The organism is Schnuerera sp. xch1 (genome assembly GCF_019931165.1).
In the GTDB taxonomy this organism is placed as follows: domain Bacteria; phylum Bacillota; class Clostridia; order Tissierellales; family Tepidimicrobiaceae; genus JAIOUP01.
In genome coordinates this window covers 15174-40999 of sequence record NZ_JAIOUP010000001.1, presented here as the reverse complement: position 1 = coordinate 40999, position 25826 = coordinate 15174, and the positions used below count along the sequence as shown (strand labels likewise).

The window sequence follows — 25826 nt, the reverse complement described above, 5'->3', positions numbered from 1 at the left end:
TCTATTCCTCCTTTAAACTATTTACAGCTTTCTTAAAATCGTATCCTCTTTTTTCAAAACTACTATACATATCCCAAGAAGCACAAGCAGGAGAGAGTAATATATTATCCCCTTTTTCTGCTATCTCAAAACTTTTATTAACTGCTTCTTTCATACTATCTACTATATATATATTAGTAAATCCACATTTTATAGCAGTTTCTTTTATTTTTTCCTTAGTTTCTCCTAATAACATCATATATTTCACTTTACCATTGAAAGCTTTAATAAAATCATTAAATTCTATTCCTTTATCCAAACCCCCTGCTATTAAAATAATAGGATCGTTTACAGCTTCTACAGCTTTTATGCTTGCATCAGGGTTAGTTCCTTTTGAATCATTATAAAAACCAATTCCATCGATAGTAGTTACATATTCTATTCTATGTTCAACTCCTCTGAAGCTTTCGAGTACATTTTTCACTATATCTAAATTCAATCCCATTATCCAACCTATAGATACGCTAGCAAGAACATTTTCCAAATTATGTTTGCCTAATATTTTCAAATCTTCTATTTTAACAACTTTATTAACATTATTCCCATCGTTTATTACAATATATTGGTCGTCTATATATGCACCTCTACTAAGTTTGTTTTCCACACTAAACCAGAATATGTTGGCCTTAACTTCTTCTTTTAAACCTCTTATTAATAAATCATCGTAATTTAATATAGCATAATCGCTCTTAGTTTGATTTTTGAAAATTTTCTTTTTTGCTTCTACATAATTTTCAAAACTACCATGCCAATTTAAATGATCTGGTGTTATATTCAATATAACACTAACATTAGGAGTAAACTTCTTAGTACTTTCTAACTGGAAACTGCTTGCTTCTATAACAAATATGTCATCTTTCTTTGAATTTAAAATATCCCAGAGAATACCAACTCCAATATTACCAGATACATGAGTTGAAAATCCTGCTTGTTTAAATAATTCTCCAGTTAATGTAGTCGTAGTAGTTTTACCATTTGTTCCAGTAATAGCTATATAATTTTTATCTGGACTGGTTCTATAAGCTAATTCCAGATCTGTAATAACCTCTATATCTTTATCTCTAGCCTTTCTAATAATATCTAAAGTTAATGGTACCCCTGGACTCTTGACTACTAAATCAATATCATCTAAAGGTACATCATTAGTTCCTAAATACAATTGTGCATTTAAATCTTTAATTTGTGAAACATAATCATTTAAATCATCTGCATTCTTTTGATCAGTTATATATATTTCCGCACCCAATTTGCTTAATGCTTTCGCAGTAGACACTCCACTAACACCTAAACCCAATATTAGTACATTTTTTTTATCTAATTTCATATTATCACCATCTCTCCCATTAACTTAAGCTGACTACGCCTATTAGGCTTAGTACCACAGTAATACTCCAAAAAACTACTACTACTTTTGTCTCTTTCCACCCTTTTTGTTCATAATGATGATGAAGAGGACTCATTAAAAAAACTCTCTTTCCTGTAAGTCTAAATGATATTACCTGGATAATAACAGATAATGCCTCAATGAAATAAATCCCTCCAACTATAGGCACCATTAATGGAAGATTAAGTAATATAGCAATAGCTGCAACAGCACCTCCTAAAGCCATAGAACCAGTATCCCCCATAAAAATTTTAGCCGGATAAGCATTGTGTATTAAAAATCCAAGGCAAGCTCCAGTTAATGCGGCTGAGAATATCGATATACTATCCATCCCCCAATTGAGAGCTACAAGGCCAAAAAAAGATGAAACAATTAATGTAACTCCTGAAGCCAATCCATCTAGTCCATCAGTTAAATTCACACTATTTACAGTACCTACAACTACGAATGCTATAAATGGTATGTATATCATTCCCAAATCCAAATATTTGTTATCTAAAAACGGTACGATAATTTTAGTTCCTAATACTGATGTATTAGATTGATAAATAGCTAATAATATAGCTAAAACAATTTGTCCTATTAACTTTTGATAAGCTCTTAATCCTAGAGATCTCCTATTAATAACAATTTTAAAATAGTCATCCACAAACCCTATAAATCCAAATCCAATAGTAGATATTAACAATATATACATATCACTATTTAATAATCCTGAAGTTAAGGTAGTTATAAGTAATGCAATTACTATTATAATTCCTCCCATAGTAGGAGTCCCACTTTTAGTCAAATGAGTTTTAGGACCATCATCCCTTACATTTTGACCAATATTAAGTCTTCTTAATAAAGGGATAACAATTGGCCCTAAAACTATTGTTATAATAAATGCAATAACGATAACTCTAATAATATCAACATATTCAATCATTTATTTTCTCCTCTCTTGTACTCTTTCTCCATATTAATCCATATCTTTTAATATATCTAATACTATTTGCTTCTCATCAAAAGGAACTACTTTATCTTTAATTATTGTATAGGTTTCATGTCCTTTTCCAGCCAACAGTATTGTATCTTTTGACTGCGCATTTTCTAAAACATATTTAATCGCTTCTCTTCTATCAGTTATAGCAATGTAATTACCCTGCACTTTTTTTACACCTACCAACACATCTTTTATAATCTGTTTTGGATCTTCAAATCTAGGATTATCTGATGTAACTATGCAAAGGTCCGCATGCTTTGCCACTGTTTCCCCCATAATAGGCCTTTTTTTCTCATCTCTATTACCTCCTGCACCGAAAACTACAATTTTCCTTCCTTCAGCAAATTGATCAATAGTACTCAATACCTTTTCAAGCCCATCAGGAGTATGAGCATAATCTATTATAACATTATAATCTCTATCTCCGATTGGAACTGTTTCAAACCTCCCTTTAATTCCAGTTATAGACTCAATCCCTTTCTTTATAATAGGTAAACTTATATCAAATATAATACCACAACAAATTGCTGCCAATGCATTATATACATTAAATTTTCCAAGTAATTTTAAATTAATAGGAATTATTCCTTTTGGTGTATTTAATGTAAAATTCACCCCTTTTGTATGATAAACTATATCAGTAGCATACACTTCACAATTCTCATCTATTCCATAACTTAATATTGGAACATCATTGTCTAACTCTTTTATCATTCTTTTTCCATACTTGTCATCAATATTTATAATATTATATTTTTTAGTCATATTAAATAATTTCAATTTACTGTTATAATAATTTTCCATAGTATTATGATAATCTAAATGGTCTTCCGTTAAATTAGTGAATATACCAGCTTGAAAATTTACATTATCTACTCTTTTTAAGCTTAATGCATGTGAAGATACCTCCATAATACAATACTGTATTTTAGATTGTATCATATTTTTTAAATGTTTTTGTATAATTAAAGACTCAGGAGTTGTATTTTTATTTTCTATTTGTTCATCATTTACTATAGAGCCCATAGTTCCAATCAATCCAGTCCTTTTTCCATCCGTTTCAAATATACTTTTAACCAAATATGTAATAGAAGTCTTCCCATTAGTTCCTGTAACTCCTATTATATTCATCTTCTTCGAAGGTTCTTCATAAAACAATGAAGAAATTTTTGCTAAAGCTTCAAAAGTATTATCAACTTTGATTATTGTAATATCATCTCTTTCAATTGGAATATCTTTTTCAACTACTATGCAATTAGCTCCTTTTTCTATTGCTTGTTGAATGTAATTATGACCATCTACATTAAATCCTCTTAAAGCAATAAACATACTCCCATCATTAATTTTTCTAGAATCATGTTCAATGTTTGAAATATCTATGTCAGGACTTCCATTAAGTAACACATAGTTACAATCCCCTAATACCTCTTTCAATTTCAACATAATCCCTACTTTCATTCTTAATAATTAATTAAAAGGCAACTTTAAAAAGTCGCCTTTAATAATATTAATCTTCTGTATCTGAAAATTCAACTTCTATTTTTGAATTTATATCGACTTCTATACCAGCTTTAGGCTTTTGATTAGTTACAGTACCTTCTCCTTTAAATTCATATGTTAATCCTAACCCATCCAATATCATAGTTACATCATCTTTAGACTTTCCTTTAAGTTCTGGTACTATTATTTTATTTTCATCTTTATAATCTCCATCAAGATATAGATCTATAATTGATCCCTTTGTGACTTCAGTTCCAGGCAATGGGAACTGCTCTATTATCATTGATTTTTCATTAATATTATAGGATTCAGTAGTATACTTAAATCCTGAATCAGTTAATATTTTTCCCGCTTTTTGTATATTCATATTTCGTACATCTGGTACTACTACAGTATTTTCATACTCCTCTTTTTCTTCCTCAGTAAATTTAGGCTCTACTTCAAGATAAGTTAATGTTTCTTGTATTAAATCTCTAGCAGCAGGAGCCGCAACACTTCCTCCATAATATATACCTTCAGGTTCATCAACTATAACTAATAATGCTATTTTGGGGTCATCTGCTGGAGCTATAGCTACAAAAGAACCAATATACTTACCAGGTGCATACCTTCCATCTATAATTTTTTGAGCTGTACCTGTCTTCCCAGCAACTCTAAATCCTGGTACATAAGCGTTTGAACCAGTACCGTCTGATACTACTCCTTCCATTAATTTTAACATAGTATCTGAAGTACTTTTCGATATAGCACGGCGCTTTACTTCTGGTTCATTTGAAATAACTACATTTCCTTCATTATCAACTAATTTAGATACAATCCTTGGTGTCATCAATTCTCCACCATTTGCAATAGCAGAAATTGCATTTACTAGTTGTATAGGTGTAACAGCTATTCCATGCCCAAAAGACATAGTGGCTAAATTGATTTCCTTTATTACATCAGTATTAACTGGTATTATTCCCCCTTGTTCACCTGTCAATTCAATTCCAGTTTGTTGCCCAAACCCAAAGGCTTTTATGTATTCATATAATTTTTCCTTACCTAATTTTCTTCCAACATTTACAAATACAACATTACATGAATTTTCTAATCCTTCCTTTAAGGTCTGTGCTCCATGGGGATTATACCATCTTGAACATTTTATCACTCCACCAGGAATGTCCCTAACAAATCCATTACAGTAGAAATTAGTATCAACATCCACAACTCCTTCTTCAAGAGCCGCAGCAGTAACTACTGATTTAAATGTTGAACCTGGTTCATAAGAATCATTAATAGCGAAATTGCGCCACATATTATACCATTCTTTTTGTAATTTCTCCTGAAGTAAATTTTCCCATTCTGCCTTTTTGGCCTCATCTAAGGGCTCCCTAGGATTATTTGGATCATATTGAGGTAAAGATGACATAGCTAATATGTCTCCAGTATTTGGTTCCATCATTACGATTGAAACATTTTTCGCTTTTGTTTTTGTTAATGTTTCCATAGCTATTTTTTCAGTAAAATGTTGAATAGTCTCATCAATAGTTAAAACTACATTTAATCCTTCTTCAGCCTCATAAACCTTTTCTCCATCATAAGGCATTTGTACCCCTCTAGCATCTTCAGTCTTCACCCATCTTCCTGGAGAACCTGATAGATATTTATCATAAGTTTTTTCTATCCCGTATAATCCATTATTATCAATATCAGTAAATCCTAAAATATAACTTGCAAAATCTTCATAAGGATAAAATCTTTTATTATCCTCTACAATTTCAATTCCCGGTATATTTAATCTTCTTAGCTCTTTAGTTTCTTCCATAGATATCCATTGTTTTATCTTTTCTACATTAGTTTTTTTAGTTATCTTCTCATACACTACAGATTCATCCATATTTAATACTTCTGCCACTTTTTTAGCTGTACTATCCGGATCATCTATATTAGCAGGGCTCGCCCACACAGTATGGGAACTAACTGAAATTGCAAGCTCTTTCCCATTTCTATCGTAAATTGTCCCTCGCTTTGCCTTTATATCTATTCCCTTTGTCCACTGTTCTAATGCTCCTTTTTTCAATTCTTCTCCTGTTACTATTTGTATATATCCAAGCCTCATAATAAGTCCTAAAACTATAACTAAAATTATTGTAAAAGCAAATAACAATCTTTTCTTTGAAGCATTACTAGGCGCTGCCAAAATCAACCCTCCTTAAAACAAACGTAATACCGAAGTAACAATATTCTTAAATTGTCCTATAATACTAAGTTCTCTTGTGGATTCTGTATCGTCCGACAAAATCGGTTGCTTTACATCAACATACACTATTTGTTCTTCCGTAGGATAATCCATACCAAGTTTTATTTCAGCATCTTCTTGAATTTTAGAAGAGCTTTTTATGGATTCTAATTGTGCTGTTAAATCATCTTTTTCCTTTTCCAATTCAGCCTTTTGTTTCTCCAATTCTGTAATTTCTACTCCTATTTTAGTTATATTAACATATCTATAGAGAATAAACAGAGATAAAATTAATCCAATAATTGTAATTCCCATAATACCAAGTTTGTATGAAGACTTGTTATATTTTTTCTTTTTTCTACTTCTTTTTTTAGGCTTACTCTGTTCAGTTTCAGTTTGATTTGGATAATAACTTAAATCCTTTTTAGCTACTAACAATTTATTCTAACCTCCTTTAATTTAGAACCTAAACTCGTTCAGCAATTCTTAATTTTGAACTTCTCGATCTAGGGTTTCTTTCTACTTCTGATTTTGTCGGTATAATTGGTTTTTTAGTTATTATATTGATTTCCTTTTCCTTATCACATACACATATAGGAAATTCTGGTGGACATATGCAATCCTTATTTAATTCAACAAACATCTTTTTTACAATTCTATCTTCTAAAGAATGAAATGTGATTATACATAATCGTCCTTTTTTATTTAAAAGTCTTATCATATTAGGTATACTATTTTCTAATAAATGAAGCTCATCATTTACTTCTATTCTAATTGCTTGAAAGGTTTTCTTAGCAGGATGATGTCCCTTTCTTCTTGCATTTTTGGGTATTGCTTTCTTTATAATATCTACTAAGCGAAAAGTAGTATCTATTGGTGCTTTCCTTCTTTCACTTACAATAAACTCTGAAATTCTTTTTGCCCATCTTTCTTCTCCGTAATCCCAAATTATTTTTTCTAACTCTTCTTTAGAATATCCATTCACTACATTCCATGCTGAAAACTTCTTAGTATTATCCATCCTCATGTCCAAAGGAGCTTCTTTACTATAAGAAAATCCTCTTTTTTCTTCATCTAACTGATGGGATGATACTCCTATATCCAATAAAATACCATCCACTTTTCTAATATTTAATTTATGTAATATATTTTCAATATTTACATAGTTTTCATGGACCAGTATAACCTTATCCATATTATCCTTTAAAACTTCTTTTGCTTTTTTAAGGGCATTTAAATCTTGATCTATTCCTATCAACTTTCCTGTTGTCAATCTTTTTGCTATCTCTAGGGAATGTCCTGCTCCTCCTAAAGTGCCATCTACATAGATTCCATTTTCCTTTACATTTAATCCATCTATTACTTCCTTTAATAATACAGGCGTATGCTCAAATTTCAACTCTTCCACTCCTTACTTAAATCCCTAGTTCAGCCATTTTTTCAGCAATATTATCATAACTTAAGCTATCATCATCATTATAGCTATTCCATTCTTCCATGCTCCATATTTCAATTCTAGAAGCTACACCTATTATAACAGCATCTTTTAGCAATTTTGCATGTTCTCTTAAAGTGCTAGGTATAAGAACTCGACCTTGTTTATCCAATACACATTCTGTAGCTCCAGAAAAGAAAAATCTAACAAAAGCTCTTGCATCTCTATTGGTAAGTGGTAACGATCTTAATTTTTTTTCAAGAACATCCCATTCTTCTCTAGGATATACAAAAAGGCAGTTATCAAGTCCTTTAGTCATAATAAAATTACCACCTAAATTATCTCTAAATTTTGAAGGCATTATTATTCTACCTTTGCTATCAATTGTATGTTGGTATTCTCCAATAAACATACCACTCACCCTTTACTTTTACACCTAATATAAAGTGTCCCACTTCTTACCACTTTACTCCACTTATTATTAATTCTATACCATTTCATTAATTCCTTCAATAATTTTTAATTTTTTTGATTATTTTATAGGCCTCCAGTACTATGTTTCGCCATATTTCTTTATATTATGTTACTATTTAATAAAATTATAAAGATAAACATAAAAAAATAGAGGTTCCCCTCTATTTCTTACATTTGCTTATATATTCTTTTCTTTTCTTCTTCTATTCAAATAATATAAGCTTAACACTATTAATATCACGCTAACTAATTGGGCTACTCTTATAGAACCTAACATTAAACTATCTGTCCTAAGTCCCTCTACAAAAAATCTAACAGAAGAATATAGTGCTAGATACAATAAAAATACCTCTCCTGAAACCCTAGCCTTATTTCTCCTATACCAAATAAGAAATAAAAATATTATAAAATTTCCTATGGATTCATACAAAAAAGTAGGATGAACTTTTACTCCATCTATCACTATCCCCCAAGGCAAACCTGTAGGAGTTCCATATGCTTCTTGATTTATATAATTACCCCAACGTCCTATTGCTTGACCTAAAATAATACTTGGAGCAGTAATGTCAGCAATTGTCCAAAAGTCTAATTTCCTTTTACGAGTAAATATTATTGCAACTATAACCGCAGCTATTATTGCACCGTGTATAGCAAGACCTCCACCTCTAAAATTTAATATCTGTAATAAATTATCTTTATAATAGTCCCAGCTAAATATTACATAGTAAGTTCTAGCTCCAATTAATGCTGCAGGTATAGCAAATAATAAAAGATCAATGAGAGTATTTTGATCAATGCCTGTCTGCTCTGCTTCTCTCAAAGCAAGTATAGTCCCTATTATAACAGCAATGGATATTAACACACCATACCACATAATCGAAATGCCAAATATTTCGAACGCTACAGGATCCATATTAACCCTCCTTCCATATTATGTATCAATAATATTAGTATAGCACAAATCCTACAATATTACATATACCCATGGACTAATAATAAAAACCCAGTCATATGACGGGTTTTTTATTCATTCTTTATTTTTTCGATTATTCTATTTATTTTTTTTACTTGGTCATCATATGACCTTCCATTCAAAAGTGCTTCTAAAACTACTTCAATCTCATTAAATATTTCTTTATCATCTGTTATCAATACTTGCCTAATCATTGTATCCTTTTTTAAAGCTGTATTCATAATCATTTCTTTGATACCATCTGTCAAAGTATATCCATCAGCTAGTTTAACCGAAATTGCTACTATATCATTAAATATTATAGATGTAGCGTTTTCTATACCATATAAATTTACTACTACATCAGATATACCTTCTGAACGCAACAGCAAGTCATGATCTTTTCCCCCTACATCTAGTCCTATTTCATTTTCATAATCTTCCTGTATCATATCTTCTTCAGATCTATTTTCTTCTACTGCATCTTCCCTTAAACCACAACTGCTTGTAATTATCCCAATTATTAATATAAATAATACAACTCTTATTGTATACAAATTCCTTCTTCTCATATTTTCAGCCTCCTTACATTATAGTTTTTCAATAATATTAAATTTTATTACACAAAAGACAATTCTTGATTAATTTTGTTTAGTTTTCCATTAATAATAACTACTTTATATTGAAACTACTTCATTTATAATATATAATTATCCTTGTGTGAAACTATAGAATACTGAAAGGACGATTGAAATGAAACTAGGAATAGTAGGTCTACCAAACGTTGGCAAAAGTACTTTGTTTAATGCTTTAACAGCTGCTAAAGCGGAGGCACAAAATTACCCATTTTGTACTATTGAACCAAATATAGGTGTAGTCCCAGTCCCAGATAAAAGATTAAATTTATTATCTGAATTAGTAAATCCAGAAAAAATTACTCATGCTACTATAGAATTCGTTGATATAGCTGGACTAGTAAAAGGTGCTAGCAAAGGAGAAGGTTTAGGAAATAAATTTCTTTCACATATTAGAGAAGTTGATGCAATAGTACATGTAGTTAGATGTTTTAAAGATAAAAATGTAACCCATGTAGAAGGTAAAATTGATCCTATAGCAGATATCGAAACTATAAATTTAGAGCTAATGCTTGCAGATTTAGAAATGATAGAAAACAGATTAAAAAAGGTTGAAAAAGCTGTTAAAGGAGACAAATCATATAAAAAGGAATACGGATTATTAAATACTCTAGAAGATTGTATAGAAAACGAACAACCTTTAAGAAGCTTAAATTTTTCCGATGAGGAATTGAACTTAATAAAGAGTTTTTCATTACTTTCCTTAAAGCCTATATTATATGTTTGTAATATATCAGAAGATGATCTACTAGATGAAAAAAACAATCAATATGTAGATCAAGTTAAAGAATATGCAAAAAAGGAAAATTCAGAAGTAATTATAATATCAGCTAAAATCGAATCTGAAATATCACAATTAAACGAAGATGAAAAGAAAGAATTTTTAGCTGAATTAGGATTAAAAGAATCTGGCTTGGATAAACTGATCAGAACTAGTTATGATCTTTTAGGACTTATGAGTTTCTTAACTGCTGGTCCAAAAGAAGTTAGAGCTTGGACAATAAATAAAAATACAAAAGCTCCTCAAGCAGCAGGAAAAATACACACAGATATAGAACGAGGTTTTATACGAGCAGAAGTGATTAATTATAAAGAACTATTAAAATCTGGTGGTACTAATAAAGCTAAAGAAAAAGGCTTAGTAAGATTAGAAGGAAAAGATTATATAATACAAGATGGAGATGTTGTGCTATTTAGATTTAATGTATAAAATAGAAATACACTACTCCATATTTATAAATATGGAGTAGTGTATTTCTATTAATTATATATTGTAGTTTATTATAATGCTTGGATCTAGTACCCTAAATGCAAATGATTCTGTTATAAAAAACTTAACTTTATCGCTGTCATGATTTTGATATCCAATGGATAAATCTTGACCTATAGTCAGTTCTAAATCTTCATGATCATAAGGCACTAAAACTGCCCCATCTAAAACATGACTATATATAATCTTATGTCCTATAAGCTTTTCTATTTTTTCTTCTAAAGGATATCCAGTTCCCTTTGATGTAATTCTTCTATAAGCTTCTTCTCCTACTATTAAAGTAAAAGGTCCTTCTTGATATACTTCTCTTAATTTTATTACACCTTTAGTTATTGCATTCATTATCGATTCTGCATCATTACCAAAATCTAACGGTTGTACTTCTGCAGATTTTATCAACCCTTTTACATTTAATTTTTCAGAGCCATTATATATTGTATTTTCTTCAAAAAGGGCAATCTTTTTAGCTGCTTCTTCTAGTGGTTCGTAGTTTATATCTTTTGCTCCTCTTAAAATATTGTCTAACTCCCACCTGTCCATTTCAAATTCTACTCTGGCTTCTGTTAGTGGAATTACATTATAGTTCGCATAACACAGATTTCCATCTTCTTTAATATCTCCTAATCTACCTTCTGTAATTACAGTAAAATCCCAACCTTTAGGTCCTTCTACTTTAACTACCATTCTTGCTGAAAGATAGTTTTTAAATACATCCATTAGCTTTTCTTCTATTTCTTCCCAAGCTTCTTTACTTACTGGTGCAAGTTCTTTATATAGCATAAATATATCACTCCTTTATTTTAAATTTCCAACATTTAGTCCTACACCTTGATTTGTTGATTCTTCTGATGATTCATCTCCCACTGAAATTTCTTCAAGCTCAGTAACTGGTCCTTCAGTAAATAAGTACGTTCTTAATTCTTTATCCCATACTGACATGTTTCTTCTAAGCCATTCCAATGTCATACATACATGTTCAATTTCTTCATCTCTATTATGTGCCATAATCGCTTTTAATTCCTCATCCTTAGAAGCAACCACTCTTTGATTATACCAATCTATAGCTTCTACTTCTTCTTTTAAACTATTTAAAGCTCTTACTATGTCCTTAGCTTTTTCATCTAAAGATTCTACCGGTTCATGATACTGAGTCACAAAAATCTCCTCCTTATTATTTTTTATATTCTTTCTGTATATTTCAATTTTACCCATTTGATTATGAAATAACCAGATACTCAAATTATTCAGAGCTTTTTTAAAATGATTTAATAGAATATGTTTAGTTAATGAAATTTGCATTGTCATTTATGTTATATAAAAAAGCCAAGTAGTGAACGTTCACTACTTAGCTTTTTCATATAATATTATTTTATTCCTTTTATTATTTTTACAGATGAACTTGCACCGATTCTTGATGCTCCAGCATCTATCATGTCTTTAGCTCTTTCATAATCTCTAATTCCACCAGAAGCCTTTATTTTCATATCATCTTTTATAGTATTTTTCATCAATTTAATATCCTCTATAGTTGCTCCACCTGTACTAAATCCAGTTGAAGTCTTAACAAAATCAGCACCAGCTTCACTAGACAATTCACAGGCTTTTATCTTTTCTTCATCTGTTAATAGACATGTTTCTATTATTACCTTTACAATTGCTTTATCTTTTGCAGCTTCAACTACAGCACTTATATCATCCCTTACGATATCATAATCTTTATTCTTTAATGCACCAATATTTATTACCATATCAACTTCATCGGCTCCATCTTCTATAGCTTTAGTAGTTTCAAAAGCTTTAACTTCTTTGATATTAGCGCCTAAAGGAAAACCTATAACTGTAGCAATCTTTACATCTGAATCCCTTAAAAATTCTTTTGCTCTCTTTATGTAAAATGGATTGACGCAAACTGCTGCAAAATCATATTTTTTAGCTTCATTACATAAGTTTTTAATCATTTCTTCTGTAGCTCCAGATTTTAACAATGTATGATCAATCATAGAAGCTATATTCATAAAATCACCTCTTATTTTATTAACTTAACCAAGTCCCCATTTTTAACTGCTGCAGCATTTCCTTCTTCCATATCTACATGCATTTCTAGAGCATGTGTATCTCCTGATCTTATTAATACATTTTCAAAAATTAAAGATCTTATACCTTCAGTTTTTACTTTTACAATATCTCCATCTTTTACTCCAAATTTTTCTATGTCTGTGGTATGCATGTGTATATGTCTTGCTGCAACTATTACGCCATCTTTTAATTCAATCTCACCTTTAGGTCCTATAACCTTTGCCCCTGGAGTTTCCGCCACATCTCCTGAATTTCTAACAATTGGTTTAACTCCTAATTTAAATGCATCATTAATAGATACTTCTATTTGAGTTCTACTTCTAACTGGTCCTAAAATTCTAACTCCTTTAAGAGTTCCCTTAGGTCCTGCAATGTCAACCTTCTCTTCGCAAGCATATTGCCCTGGTTGAGACAAATTCTTCCTTGCAGTTAATTTATATCCTTCCCCAAAAAGAGTATCTAAATCTTCTTGGCTTAAATGGATATGTCTATTAGATAATGCTATCGGTAATTTTAATGTCATTATAACTCCTCCTCTTAATAAAGTTCCTGTCCTATTTATAGATTATATTAGTTTAGAAATAAAAAATCAAACCTATAAATATAGTTTATATAACGTATTATAAAAATTAGGATAAGAAACATCAATACATTCAAAATCTCTTATCCTAGTCTGTCCTTCTGCTCTTAAAGCTGCAATGGATAAAGCCATAGCTATTCTATGATCGTTGTATGAATTAAGAGTGGCAGCTACAAGATTTCTTTTTCCTTCAATAATCATACCATCATGTAATTCTACTATATTTGCCCCCATCTTATTTAACTCTTTTGATATACTAGATATCCTATTGCTCTCCTTATACTTTAACTCTTCAGCATTTTTTATAACAGTTGTACCCTCTGCTAGAGATGCCGCTACTGCTATAATAGGTATCTCATCGATTAAAGTTCCAATTATTTCACCTTCTATATTTGCTCCAACTAAAGGAGAATATTTGACTTGGATGTCTCCAATGGGCTCATTGTTTAAAATTCTTTTATTTAATATCTTAATATCAGCTTTCATTTTCTTTAACACATGGATTATTCCTATTCTTGTTGGATTTATACTTACATTCCTTATTATCAAGTTAGAATCTTTGATCAAAGAAGCAGCTACTATAAAATACGCAGCAGATGATATATCTCCAGGCACGTATACATTTCTACCTTCTAAATTACAATTCGAACCCATATATATTATTCCATTTTCATTTATTACTGGACAGCCAAAATAATTTAGCATTCTTTCGGTATGATCCCGCGTTATTTTATTTTCAATTATTGTTGTTGTACCTCGCGCATATAATGTAGCTAAAAGTATTGAAGATTTTACTTGAGCACTTGCAACTGGCAACTTGTATTTAATAGTTTTCAAATTTGTCCTAACTGGTTTGATATTAATAGGAGAATATTTATCTTCTCTGCCACTAATATTAGCATTCATTTTTCTTAATGGAATAATAATTCTATCCATGGGTCTTTTTGATAAAGACTTATCACCTGTTAAAGTTGTTGAAAACTTTTGTCCAACTAAAATACCACTTATAATCCTCATAGTAGTTCCAGAATTACCACAATCTAAAATTCCTTCAGGTTGTTTTAATCCATTTATTCCTTTTCCTTTAATATAGACATCATTTCTATCGTACTCAATATCAACTCCCATTCTTCTAAAAGCATCTATAGTCATTGAAACATCTTCTGATTTTAATATATTCCTAACAACAGTATTGCCATTAGCTAATGAACCGATCATTATACTCCTATGAGATATTGACTTGTCTCCTGGAACCATTATTTCTCCAATAAGTTTATTTGCATTCCCCTTTATAAGCAAAATAAGTCACCCTTTAAACTACTAATAATTAATTTTTCATCAACAGATTCAAATATATCAACTTTTCCTCGACTTACAGGTAATATAAATACTATATTCCTATTAACATTCTTTTTATCATTTTTCATAATATCAATTAAATTTTCTATCTCATCATTATCAAACTCTATCGGATTAACAATGTCTTTTAAAACCATAATAATTTCTTTAAAATATTCTTTATCAATTAACCCTAGCTTTCTTGCTATTGAAGTCTCATACATCATACCTAGGATTACAGCTTCTCCATGATTAAATCTAGAAAAATGATAATATGATTCAATACTATGTCCAATAGTATGTCCAAAATTTAAAATCTTTCTTAAATCCTTGTCATATTTATCTTTTGATACAATTTCTTCTTTTATAGGAACAGACTGTTTGATTAAAGTTTGAAATATATTTAAATCTTTCCCATATATCCTATCTAAGTTAGAGCTTGTAAATTTAAAAAAATTATAATCATATATTAATCCATATTTTAATATTTCACCAAGGCCACAAATTATTTGTCTTATTTGTAATGTTTTTAAGTATTTAGCATCTATAATTATTTCTTTTGGGAAATAAAAAGAGCCTATGATGTTTTTATACCCAGCATAATTTATCCCCACTTTGCCCCCAACACTGCTATCAACCTGAGCTAAAAGAGTTGTAGGAATTTGAATATATTCTAATCCTCTTTTATATGTAGATGCTACAAATCCCGCAATGTCACCAACTACTCCACCACCGAAACTTATAATCATTGTATCTCTATTTGCATTATTTTCTATAAGATTATCATAAATCGATAAAATAATTTTTATTCTTTTACTCTCTTCACCTGGACATATTACATAAGTTGTAAAAGTACAATCCTTAATGTACTTTTTTAGATCATCTATGTAGAGTCTATATACATTATCATCTGTTATGATATATAAATTATTAACATTATGATTTCTTAAATAAGTCCTCAAATTTTTTATTATATTCTCTCCTATTTTAATTTGCATATAATCACCCTGTTATCTATTCTTTAAATCACTCATATAATTGCTAAAACTTGATTTAATCTCTTCTATACTATCACCACCAAATTTTGAAACCATTTCATTGGCTAGTACATATGCAAGCATGCTTTCAGCTACTATGCATACAGATGGTACCGCACAAACATCAGACCTTTCAAACTGAGCTATAACGTCTTCTTTAGTATCAATATCTACAGTTTTTAAAGATTTCCTCAAAGTAGGAATAGGTTTCATTACAGCTCTAAAAACTATATCTTCACCATTAGAAACTCCTGCTTCTATGCCTCCTGCATTATTTGTTTTTCTATAAAATCCATTTAAGTCATAAAATATCTCATCATGCATTTGTGAACCTAATCTATTAGATGCCTCAAATCCTAATCCAAATTCAATACCTTTTATACCTGGTATGCTCATGATACTATGAGCAATTTTAGCGTCTAATTTTCTATCCCAATTGGTATAGCTTCCTAAGCCCACTGGAATATTCTTACCAATCACTTCTACAACCCCGCCTAAAGTATCTTCTTCTTTTTTTGCCTGCTTGATCTTCTTTATAATCAACTCTTCTGTATCCTTATCTATAACTCTTACGGAAGAATTATTAGCAGTCTCCAATTCTTTTTCATCTTTGTATTTCATCGAAACCTCAATATCTCCAATTTTGATAACATGACTATATACTTTAATCTCAAATTTTTTAAGTAGTAGTTTACATACACTACCTACTGCAACTCTCATAGCTGTTTCCCTTGCACTAGCTCTTTCAACTACATTTCTAGCACCTTTATGATTATATTTCAATGTGCCAGCTAAATCACCATGACCTGGTCTTGGCTTTGTTATCTCAACTAAGTCAATATTAGTTCCTCTGTTCTTTATAATAAGAGATATTGGATTTCCAGTAGTATAACCTTTATTTATTCCCGATAAGACTTTTATTTCATCTTGTTCCATGTCCATCCTATTACTTCTACCATACCCAACTTGTCTTCTATTGAGCTCTTTATTTATGTATTCTATATCAAAATACACATTTGATGGAAATCCTTCGATTATTCCTATCAATCCTTCACCATGTGACTCTCCTCCAGTTAAAAATCTAATCATCAAAACCACCTCTTAATTCATTTAAAACTAATTTACTTTTTGCTTTTGTTCTACATATTTAACAGAATTATAGATCCCCATAACAATTCCTGCTGATATAGATATAAATGCCATTATTCTATAATATAATTGATATGTTACAAAAAAAGAAATTAAGTATAAAGCAATTCCTAGTAATATAAACTTTATTATCTTTTTTTTGCCTTTAATCTTTAGCTTATTTTTTAAACCTAGTCTTTTATTATTATATTTAGTAATTATCAATTCCTCTATTTCCTTATTTGACGGATAATTTCCTGTTTCCTTTAGCATTATTTTTATTTGATCAAAATCTATTTTTACATAATTAACTTTTTCCTTTACCTCTTCTGAAAAATAAGAACTGGTAACAATTATACCATCCTTAATATTTTTATTTTTCATTTCTCTAGTAAAATGTTCTAGATCCTTAATATTAACTCCATTATCCAATGAATTTTTAAAACACTTAATTCCATATATTTCTCCCTCTATCTCTCCAATAAAATCAATATATTTATCGTATTCGAAAAATGTAGTGTTATAATAATTTTCAAGCAATTCTTTTACATATAATAAAAAGTCTCTGTTACCATATTTAGATATTTCTTTAATAACTTGCTTATTCGCAAGATCCTCATTAATTTCATTAATTTTTTTATATCTAGTTCCTCTACGCCATAGTAAAGATATAAAAAAATAAAAACCTCCCAGAACAATAGTTAGCATAACCGTTAAATCAAAATCATTAGTTAAATTAAATATAATTATTAGTAAAAACGTTGCTACAACTATGACTAAAAAAATATTATCAAGTAATGTCGCTTGTACACTTTTTCCACCTTTTATCTTTCTAGTGTAATAATTGTTTACAATCAATCTCTTTCTAATCTTACTAACACAATTTTTAAAATTTAATAACTCTTCCACTTATTATCCTTTCCCTTCTTCATAAATATATATCCTATTACTTGTAGTATTACCAACAACCCTAAGAATAATAATACTATGTTTTGAAATATATCTATAAAGAATTTTTGAGGAAGCATTTGGATCAATAGATCTGTATTTGGATTTAATACCCATAAATCATTATCAAAAAAAATGAGATGAAAATAGGTAAAACATTTATTAAAATTGATAGTTATTAATACAAATATCAACGTTATCAATCCCCACCATACAAATGTACCATAAAATATTCTCTTTCCCATACTTTTACTATCCTTATTTGCAATAAGTATTATTATTGCAAATAAGGATAGTATGAATAAAGTATTTTTTAGAATAAATCCATACTTAAAAAGTTTCTTTACATCCTTCATATGTAAAATTTCTCTCTCATTAAAATTAGATTTTAATATTGTTTCATCTGATTCGTCTTTTAAATAACTAAACAGATTATCTGTAATATTACTTAAATCTTGTAAATCCATATCTGTTGTCTCAATGACATCATATTTTTGAAAGGATTCTAAATAGAAGCCTTTGTTAAATGTATTGATTTCTACAGACTTTAATAAAAAAAATACAGGAAGAAAAATCAAGATTATTATTGTTAACAATTTATTCATAAATATTACTACCTCCCGTATTATTATCTCTAACTTACCAAAAATTGTCCACTCTAAAATAACAAAAGTTGAAAGAGAATTTTCTTTCAACTTTTATATGTTAGCAAATTTAAAATCAATAATACTTTAACCCATTGCCTTTTCTAATCTGTCTAAATGTTTAATTGGGAACATTCTCAATAACTCTTTATATTGTTCTACAGTTAGTCCTCGTACAGAAGTATATATCTTTATTTTTTCTTCTACATCTGCTTTTCTGAATCTTTCTTTTATTGACTCAAAGGTTTCATTGACTGCCATATACTTCCTCCTTCAAATACTTATTTTAATCTATAAAGGTATTATGTTTAAAGAAAGATTCTTTTATGCAAAACATAATAGCCTGTAATTTGCAAAATAGTTAAAATAAAACAACATATTTTTAATTTTGTAATTCCAAATCTTCTGGTATATCCCAATTATGATATACATCTTGAACGTCATCATTGTCTTCTAGAGCATCTATAAATTGAAGCGTAGTTTAACTACAATTTTAAATTTTCATAAAAAGCCGTAGTTCAAATATATTTTACTTATATGTATACCATATCTTGATTATATTATTTAAAGACTTTAATAACAATTATTAGGTATAATGATCAATCTAATATCAGAATGAACCTGTTTACCATTAAGGATCTTGTAAGAGCTTCTTCTATATCTTCCACTTGTACAGGACTCAATAAATGCTTGGTTAACTTTTAAGTTATCTACATTTTCTATTAAGTAACATTGTCACCACTGTAAAGTACTGCAAGAACTTAAAGGATAGATATAAATATATCTACCCTTTCCTAATTAAATATTTTAGTATTTCTCCATACTTCTAGATGCTACTATATCTACGCCAGTGCCCATTATATTTTCTACTACCACATCTCCTAACTTTATCGGTGCTGACACTTCTAAACTATTTATAATTTCCATACATTTAAATAATTTATCCTTAGGTAAACCATCATTACTTATAACTGGTATTCTATTAAGATGAGCACCTACTATCTTTGCTGTTGTAGTCAATACTCTAGTGGGATTTGTCACTTCCTTTTTGCCATATATTTCTCCCCTAGGACAGTTATTTCCTTCTACTATATATCCATCATCACTTTTTGGATCTTCTTTTATAGTAAGCTTACATCCTATTGGACAAACTATACATATCTTTTCATATCCCTTCATATTGCTTCCCCTTTCCTTGAACTTCTACCGTAATATTAGATATATTCTTATTCTTTATGTCTTTAATTGATATTTTAACTCTTTCCATTTTCCCAGGAACTAAATGCTTTCTATTAATTTCCCTTACTATTTCTCCATCAGCTTTAATTACTAATTTTACATCCTTATATACATCTACTACTCTCATAAATAAATCCAGATTCTTATCCAAATTCTCTTCTCTAATTTCATGTGGAATTATATATCTTATACCATCCTTTGCTTCAGTATTAATTACATGATCATTCTTTGATAATTGATTTTTTATAAACTTAGCTGCATTTTTCCCAGCCCTTCTACTTTCCTCTGTAACAAAGTCAACAAGATCGTGAACATGTACAACATTACCACAAGCAAATATACCTTCTATATTTGTCTCCATAGATTCGTTTATCTTTGGCCCATTAGTTCCCCTATCTATTTCAATTCCTGCACTCTTTGATAATTCATTTTCTGGTATTAATCCAACGGAAAGTAGTAATGTATCACATTCATAAAATTTTTCAGTTCCCGGTATAGGCTTCTTATTATCATCTACCTTTGCAATTATTACTCCTTCTACCCTATCCCTTCCTTTTATATCTACTACTGTATGACTTAAAAGTAGTGGTATATCAAAATCATCCAAACATTGAACTATATTTCGAGTCAAGCCTCCTGGATAAGGCATCAGTTCTGCAACAGCCTTCACTTCGGCTCCCTCTAGAGTAAGTCTTCTAGCTATGATAAGTCCTATGTCTCCCGAACCCAATATTACTACCTTTTTACCTACCATATAGCCCTCAATATTTATAAATCTCTGAGCTGTTCCTGCCGTGAATACCCCTGCAGGTCTAGTTCCTGGTATTGATAATGCTCCCCTTGGTTTCTCCCTACATCCCATTGCTAGTACTACTGCTCCTGACTTCATCTCCATAAATCCATCTTTTGTATTTATAGCACTTATCAATTTATCTTCTGTTATATCCAATACCATAGTATCTAATTTATATTCTATATTTAATCCCTTTAATTCATTTATAAACTTCTCTGCATATCCTGGTCCAGTCAGCTCTTCCTTAAATACATGAAGACCAAATCCATTATGGATACACTGTTGAAGGATTCCTCCTAATTCCTTATCCCTCTCTATAATTAAAATATCATCTATACCATATTTTTTTGCTTCTATCGCAGCAGCTAACCCTGCTGGGCCTCCTCCTATGACTACAATATCGCAATTCAACACATTATCACTCCTATTATTTCTATTTTATAAATACTAATAACATCTTAGGATTTTGTTTTTCCTGTCAATATATTTGATTTATTTCCATCCTTTACTATCTCTTCCATATCCTTATTTAATTCCCTTGCTAGTATTTTCATTACCCTAGGACCACAAAAACTACCCTGACATCTTCCTGCTCCAGGCCTTACCCTCTTCTTTACTCCATCAACTGTGGTTGCCCCAGCATTTCTCCTTATACTATCTATTATCTCACCTTCTGTTATATTCTCACATCTACAAATAATCCTTCCATACCTTGGATTCTTTTTTATCAATTCAGCCTTTTCTTCTTTACTCAGTTTACTAAATATAATCATTTTCCTTCTAGGATTAAATGCTAAATTTTCCTCTAATCCACCGGATATTTCTTGAACTAACCTCACTACATGCTGAGCTATTGCTGGAGCTGATGATAATCCTGGTGATTTAATTCCTGCCACATTTATAAATCCCTTTGCTTTCTCTAACTCTTCTATTATAAAATCTCCTGTGCTTGGTTCTGCCCTAATACCTGAGAAGTTTGTTATAGTATTGTTAAATGGTATTTTTTCTATGCTCTTTAAAGCTGTCTTTTTAATATATTCAAGACTATCTCTAGAAGTCTGTGTTTGATTCCTTTCATCATCATTTAATTCCTGACTGTTTGGTCCAACTATTATATTTCCATGAACTGTAGGAGCAATTAAAACTCCCTTTCCAAATTCATTAGGACATTGAAATATTACATGATTAGTTATATATGAGGCACTCTTATCTAAGACATAATACTCTCCTCTTCTTGGGAGAATTTTGAAACTCTCCTCTGCTACCATATTATTTATTTTATCCGCATATACGCCGGCGCAATTGATTATATATTTTGATTTTATCTCTCCATCATTTGTAAATATTTTATATCCCTCATCTGTCTTTTCAATATCTTTCACTTCAGTATTAAGTTTAAGATCTACACCATTGTCTATTGCATTTTCAGCTAATGCTATAGCCAATTCATATACTCCGATTATACCTGCTGTTGGAGAATATAATGCCCCTTTAACATCACCATTTATATTAGGTTCCATATCTACTACCCTATCTCCATCTATTATCTCAACATCAGGTATATTGTTTTCTATACTTCTGTTGTAAAGTTCCTCTAGGGATTTCATATCCTTATCATCAAAAGCTAGTACTAGGGAACCTATTCTCTTAAAAGGTACATCTAATTCTTCACATACCTTATCAAACATAGGATTTCCCTTTGAGTTGAATTCTGCCATATTCGTACCTGGTTTTGCATCATAACCACCATGAATTATGGCACTATTTGCCTTAGTGGTACCATTGGATACGTCATTATCCTTTTCTACAATGGTTAAATTTAATTTATATTTTGATAATTCCCTTGCTATAAAGTTTCCTATTACCCCAGCCCCTATTATTGTTATATCATACATCAAGATTGCCTCCTTTTTTATTAATAAAGAAAGACCACACTAAATTAAACCTATCATTCCATAGGAAAATTAGTGTGGTTCTCATCATCTCAACCTAATATTTTCTTTTCATTATATATATTTTACGAGTCTTATTCCCATCTGAGAGATCTTTCAATTGCTCGTTTCCAATCTTTATATATTTTATCTACCTTTTCCTTTTCCATTTCAGGTTTGAATACTCTATCTATTGAACATCTCTTTGATATATCCTCTTTGCTTTTCCAAAATCCTACTGCTAACCCTGCTAGATATGCAGCTCCCATAGCTGTTGTCTCTGTTATCTCTGGCCTGTTTACTGGAACTCCAAGAATATCAGATTGAAATTGCATTAGGAAGTTGTTCGCTACCGCTCCTCCATCTACCTTTAATTCCTTTAAATCTATTCCTGAATCCTGTTGCATAGCTTCAAGAATGTCTTTACTTTGATATGCTATAGATTCTAATGCTGCCCTTATAATATGATTTTTATTAGTTCCCCTAGTAAGACCAACTATTGTACCCCTAGCATACATATCCCAATGAGGTGCCCCTAATCCAACAAAGGCTGGTACAATATATACTCCATTGGAATCATCAACTTTGGTTGCAAAGTATTCACTATCTGCCGCATCATTTATCAATCTCAATTCATCCCTTAACCATTGAATTATAGCTCCGCCAACAAATATACTCCCTTCCAAGGCATAGTTTACTTTTCCATCCATCCCCCAAGCTATTGTAGTAATAAGTCCATTTTTAGATTCTACCATTTTTTCTCCAGTATTCATAAGCATAAAGCAACCTGTTCCATAGGTGTTTTTAGCCATACCATCATCATAACATGCTTGCCCAAACAGAGCTGCCTGTTGATCTCCCGCTATACCAGCAATTGGTATCTCTGCTCCTCCATAGGTTTGAGGATCAGTATATCCATATACTTCACTGGAAGCTTTAACTTCAGGTAACATTGAAGCCGGAATATCTAATTCCTTTAAAAGTTTTTCATCCCATTTAAGTTCTTTGATATTGTATATCATAGTTCTTGAGGCATTTGTATAATCAGTCACATGGACTTTACCCCTTGTCAAATTCCAAATAAGCCATGTATCCACATTTCCAAATAGTAGTTCTCCTCTTTTTGCCTTTTCTCTAGCCCCTTCAACATTATCAAGGATCCATTTAATCTTTGTTCCTGAAAAATAAGCATCTACTACCAGGCCAGTGTTTTCCTTAATATACCCTTCTAAGTTTCTTCTCTTTAAATCATCACATATATTAGCAGTTCTTCTACACTGCCAAACTATTGCATTGTATACGGGCTTTCCTGTGTTCTTATCCCAAATAATAGTAGTTTCCCTTTGATTTGTTATACCCATAGCCATAACTTCTTGGGGTCTTACACCAGCAGTTTCCAGTACCTCCCTAGCAACTCCACTTTGAGTTCCCCAAATCTCCATAGGATCATGTTCTACCCAACCTCCATTAGGATAGATCTGTTTAAATTCCTTTTGAGCTACATTTATTATTTTACTATTATGGTCAAAAAGTATAGCCCTTGAACTGGTAGTACCTTGGTCTAATGCCATTATATATTTCTTTTCCATTATTCACCCTCCATAATATATTTCAATATTTTTCAATTATTAGATTATCGTATGATTCCAGTAAACCTTTTCTTTATGTCCATAGATTAAGAAAAAATTGATATAGAAGTGCTCCAATTATACCGCCTACAATAGGCCCAACAACTGGTACCCATGCATATTCCCAGTCTGAATCTCTCTTTCCTGGAATAGGAAGTATAGCGTGGGCTATCCTTGGTCCTAAATCCCTAGCTGGATTTATAGCATAACCCGTTGGTCCTCCTAAACTCAATCCAATACTCCACACCAAGAAACCTGCTAATAATGCACTCAATGGCCCTACTCCATTTTCTCCATAATTTATACCTAAGATCCCTATAACTAATATAGCTGTACCTATAACTTCTGTTATAAAGTTCCACTTTAGATGTCTTATTGCCGGTCCTGTAGAAAATATTCCTAATTTAACATCTGCATCATCAGTAGCTGCAAAGTGATCCCTAAAGGATACATATACTAAAAATCCTCCAACTATTCCTCCTAATGTCTGAGCAACTATATAACCTGGCACTAATGACCAAGAAATATTTCCAACTGTTGCCATAGCAATAGTTAATGCTGGATTTATATGAGCCCCACTCACCCATCCAGTAATATACGCTGCCATAGCTACTGCAAGTCCCCATGCAGTAGCAACAACAATCCAACCGCCATCATGAGCTTTAGATTTTTTAAGCGAAACGTTTGCCACAACCCCATCACCTAATAGAATAAGTATCATTGTACCAAAAAACTCCGCTGTGTACATTGCCATATTTGACATATTAATTCTCCCCTTTTTAATTATTTTAAACATCCAAATATGAATTGTACTACTTAGCAATTATTTTGCAATACCATGTCCCCTTCAAATTAATTACATATACCATACTTCACTGTTACTAGTAGATATCCCCAGTGTGCCTGCATTCAAGCATTCAATTACATCCTCTTTATTCCTTATCAATCCACCAGCAATTATAGGTATTCTAGTTTCCTCATGAATATATTTTATAACTTTAGGTATTATACCTGGAAGAATTTCCACCGCATCAGGTTTGGCTGATTTTATCAACTTTATTCCTCTTTCAAGGGATAAAGAATCTAATATAAAAAGTCTTTGTATAGTAAATAAACCAAATTTTTTAGCTAATTTTATTAAATTACTTTTAGTTGTAATTATTCCATCGGGTTTCACATTTTTAGCTATATATTCTAAGCTCCATTTATCTTTAGCAATACCATCAATCAAATCAATATGGATAAAAACACCTTTATTATGTCTTTTGCATTTATTTACAATTCCCCCTATATTTAATATGTTTCCAGAAAGTAAAAATACATTTTCAACTGGAGATTTCAGCATTTCCTCAAATTTTAATGAGTCGTTTACTGCTGCTATTATGGGATTTTCATGAATGTTTATAAAAAATTTAGTTGCCATAGCACCGTCCTTGTCTTAACTTTTTTTATATTTCAATACTCTTCAATATATTTATTATAGGTTATAATAAAATATACATGTTAATTATTTAAACTACTTAATGAAGTTTTATACTTACTTTTTTTATTATCTTTTCATTAGTTAGTGATAAGGGACATATCTGAGTGAT

The 25826-nt window shown here is 30.6% G+C and carries 26 protein-coding genes; 1 reads left to right on the top strand and 25 read right to left on the bottom strand.

What is annotated here, in order from left to right; genetic code table 11:
* Position 1: 1 nt before the first annotated feature.
* The 9 genes from murD to K8M07_RS00180 form a co-directional block, all read right to left on the bottom strand.
* The gene (gene murD / locus K8M07_RS00220) at positions 2-1363 is read right to left on the bottom strand and encodes a UDP-N-acetylmuramoyl-L-alanine--D-glutamate ligase (RefSeq protein WP_223375778.1); all 1362 of its coding nucleotides are present in this window, start codon (positions 1361-1363) and stop codon (positions 2-4) included.
* 19 nt (positions 1364-1382) lie between these two features.
* A complete protein-coding gene (gene mraY / locus K8M07_RS00215) occupies positions 1383-2351 on the bottom strand; it encodes a phospho-N-acetylmuramoyl-pentapeptide-transferase (protein WP_223375777.1) in 969 nt (322 codons plus the stop codon).
* Between the two features lie 33 nt (positions 2352-2384).
* The gene (locus K8M07_RS00210; RefSeq protein WP_411741944.1) at positions 2385-3851 is read right to left on the bottom strand and encodes a UDP-N-acetylmuramoyl-L-alanyl-D-glutamate--2,6-diaminopimelate ligase; all 1467 of its coding nucleotides are present in this window, start codon (positions 3849-3851) and stop codon (positions 2385-2387) included.
* Between the two features lie 64 nt (positions 3852-3915).
* Positions 3916-6087: a penicillin-binding transpeptidase domain-containing protein gene (locus K8M07_RS00205; RefSeq protein ID WP_223375775.1), complete on the bottom strand. Its 2172-nt coding sequence runs from the start codon at positions 6085-6087 to the stop codon at positions 3916-3918.
* A gap of 12 nt (positions 6088-6099) precedes the next feature.
* A complete protein-coding gene (locus K8M07_RS00200; protein ID WP_223375774.1) occupies positions 6100-6564 on the bottom strand; it encodes a hypothetical protein in 465 nt (154 codons plus the stop codon).
* A 28-nt stretch (positions 6565-6592) separates the two neighbouring features.
* The gene (gene rsmH / locus K8M07_RS00195; protein ID WP_223375773.1) at positions 6593-7525 is read right to left on the bottom strand and encodes a 16S rRNA (cytosine(1402)-N(4))-methyltransferase RsmH; all 933 of its coding nucleotides are present in this window, start codon (positions 7523-7525) and stop codon (positions 6593-6595) included.
* Positions 7526-7541: 16 nt separating this feature from the next.
* Complete coding sequence (mraZ, locus tag K8M07_RS00190; protein ID WP_223375772.1) at positions 7542-7973, bottom strand: division/cell wall cluster transcriptional repressor MraZ; 432 nt, start codon at positions 7971-7973, stop codon at positions 7542-7544.
* A 240-nt stretch (positions 7974-8213) separates the two neighbouring features.
* Positions 8214-8948: a prolipoprotein diacylglyceryl transferase gene (gene lgt / locus K8M07_RS00185; protein WP_223375771.1), complete on the bottom strand. Its 735-nt coding sequence runs from the start codon at positions 8946-8948 to the stop codon at positions 8214-8216.
* Positions 8949-9058: 110 nt separating this feature from the next.
* Entirely contained in the window at positions 9059-9559 is a 501-nt protein-coding gene (locus K8M07_RS00180) for a YhcN/YlaJ family sporulation lipoprotein (RefSeq protein WP_223375770.1), read from the bottom strand.
* A 181-nt stretch (positions 9560-9740) separates the two neighbouring features.
* Here K8M07_RS00180 and ychF point away from each other — a divergent pair, with 181 nt between their 5' ends.
* Positions 9741-10832, top strand: coding sequence for a redox-regulated ATPase YchF (ychF, locus tag K8M07_RS00175; protein ID WP_223375769.1), 1092 nt, complete (start codon positions 9741-9743; stop codon positions 10830-10832).
* 54 nt (positions 10833-10886) lie between these two features.
* Here the strand turns inward: ychF and K8M07_RS00170 are convergent, their stop codons facing one another.
* From K8M07_RS00170 to K8M07_RS00095, 16 genes are all read right to left on the bottom strand, one after another.
* Positions 10887-11672, bottom strand: a complete 786-nt coding sequence (locus tag K8M07_RS00170) for a family 1 encapsulin nanocompartment shell protein (RefSeq protein WP_223375768.1) — start codon at positions 11670-11672, stop codon at positions 10887-10889.
* A 15-nt stretch (positions 11673-11687) separates the two neighbouring features.
* Positions 11688-12047: an encapsulin-associated ferritin-like protein gene (locus tag K8M07_RS00165; RefSeq protein ID WP_223375767.1), complete on the bottom strand. Its 360-nt coding sequence runs from the start codon at positions 12045-12047 to the stop codon at positions 11688-11690.
* Between the two features lie 209 nt (positions 12048-12256).
* Complete coding sequence (deoC, locus tag K8M07_RS00160) at positions 12257-12907, bottom strand: deoxyribose-phosphate aldolase (RefSeq protein WP_223375766.1); 651 nt, start codon at positions 12905-12907, stop codon at positions 12257-12259.
* Positions 12908-12918: 11 nt separating this feature from the next.
* Positions 12919-13491, bottom strand: coding sequence for a phosphate propanoyltransferase (gene pduL / locus K8M07_RS00155; RefSeq protein ID WP_223375765.1), 573 nt, complete (start codon positions 13489-13491; stop codon positions 12919-12921).
* A gap of 72 nt (positions 13492-13563) precedes the next feature.
* Complete coding sequence (aroA, locus tag K8M07_RS00150; RefSeq protein WP_223375764.1) at positions 13564-14847, bottom strand: 3-phosphoshikimate 1-carboxyvinyltransferase; 1284 nt, start codon at positions 14845-14847, stop codon at positions 13564-13566.
* Entirely contained in the window at positions 14838-15884 is a 1047-nt protein-coding gene (gene aroB / locus K8M07_RS00145) for a 3-dehydroquinate synthase (protein WP_223375763.1), read from the bottom strand. Before aroB ends, aroA begins: the two co-directional genes overlap by 10 nt.
* A 12-nt stretch (positions 15885-15896) precedes the next feature.
* Complete coding sequence (gene aroC, locus K8M07_RS00140) at positions 15897-17012, bottom strand: chorismate synthase (RefSeq protein ID WP_223375762.1); 1116 nt, start codon at positions 17010-17012, stop codon at positions 15897-15899.
* Positions 17013-17039: 27 nt separating this feature from the next.
* The gene (locus K8M07_RS00135) at positions 17040-17960 is read right to left on the bottom strand and encodes a restriction endonuclease (protein WP_223375761.1); all 921 of its coding nucleotides are present in this window, start codon (positions 17958-17960) and stop codon (positions 17040-17042) included.
* Positions 17945-18604, bottom strand: a complete 660-nt coding sequence (locus K8M07_RS00130; protein ID WP_223375760.1) for a TIGR01906 family membrane protein — start codon at positions 18602-18604, stop codon at positions 17945-17947. Before K8M07_RS00130 ends, K8M07_RS00135 begins: the two co-directional genes overlap by 16 nt.
* A gap of 126 nt (positions 18605-18730) precedes the next feature.
* On the bottom strand, positions 18731-18904 hold the full coding sequence (locus K8M07_RS00125) for a hypothetical protein (protein WP_223375759.1): 174 nt from the start codon (positions 18902-18904) through the stop codon (positions 18731-18733).
* A 546-nt stretch (positions 18905-19450) separates the two neighbouring features.
* Positions 19451-19822 (bottom strand): DUF1667 domain-containing protein, encoded by a 372-nt coding sequence (locus K8M07_RS00120; protein ID WP_223375758.1) that lies wholly within the window; start codon positions 19820-19822, stop codon positions 19451-19453.
* On the bottom strand, positions 19809-21089 hold the full coding sequence (locus tag K8M07_RS00115; RefSeq protein ID WP_223375757.1) for an FAD-dependent oxidoreductase: 1281 nt from the start codon (positions 21087-21089) through the stop codon (positions 19809-19811). Before K8M07_RS00115 ends, K8M07_RS00120 begins: the two co-directional genes overlap by 14 nt.
* Before the next feature lie 44 nt (positions 21090-21133).
* On the bottom strand, positions 21134-22570 hold the full coding sequence (locus tag K8M07_RS00110) for an NAD(P)/FAD-dependent oxidoreductase (protein WP_223375756.1): 1437 nt from the start codon (positions 22568-22570) through the stop codon (positions 21134-21136).
* Positions 22571-22701: 131 nt separating this feature from the next.
* Positions 22702-24195 (bottom strand): glycerol kinase GlpK, encoded by a 1494-nt coding sequence (gene glpK / locus K8M07_RS00105; protein ID WP_223375755.1) that lies wholly within the window; start codon positions 24193-24195, stop codon positions 22702-22704.
* A gap of 73 nt (positions 24196-24268) precedes the next feature.
* Positions 24269-24988, bottom strand: coding sequence for an MIP/aquaporin family protein (locus K8M07_RS00100; RefSeq protein WP_223376280.1), 720 nt, complete (start codon positions 24986-24988; stop codon positions 24269-24271).
* 102 nt (positions 24989-25090) lie between these two features.
* On the bottom strand, positions 25091-25657 hold the full coding sequence (locus K8M07_RS00095) for a glycerol-3-phosphate responsive antiterminator (RefSeq protein WP_223375754.1): 567 nt from the start codon (positions 25655-25657) through the stop codon (positions 25091-25093).
* Positions 25658-25826 lie beyond the last annotated feature (169 nt).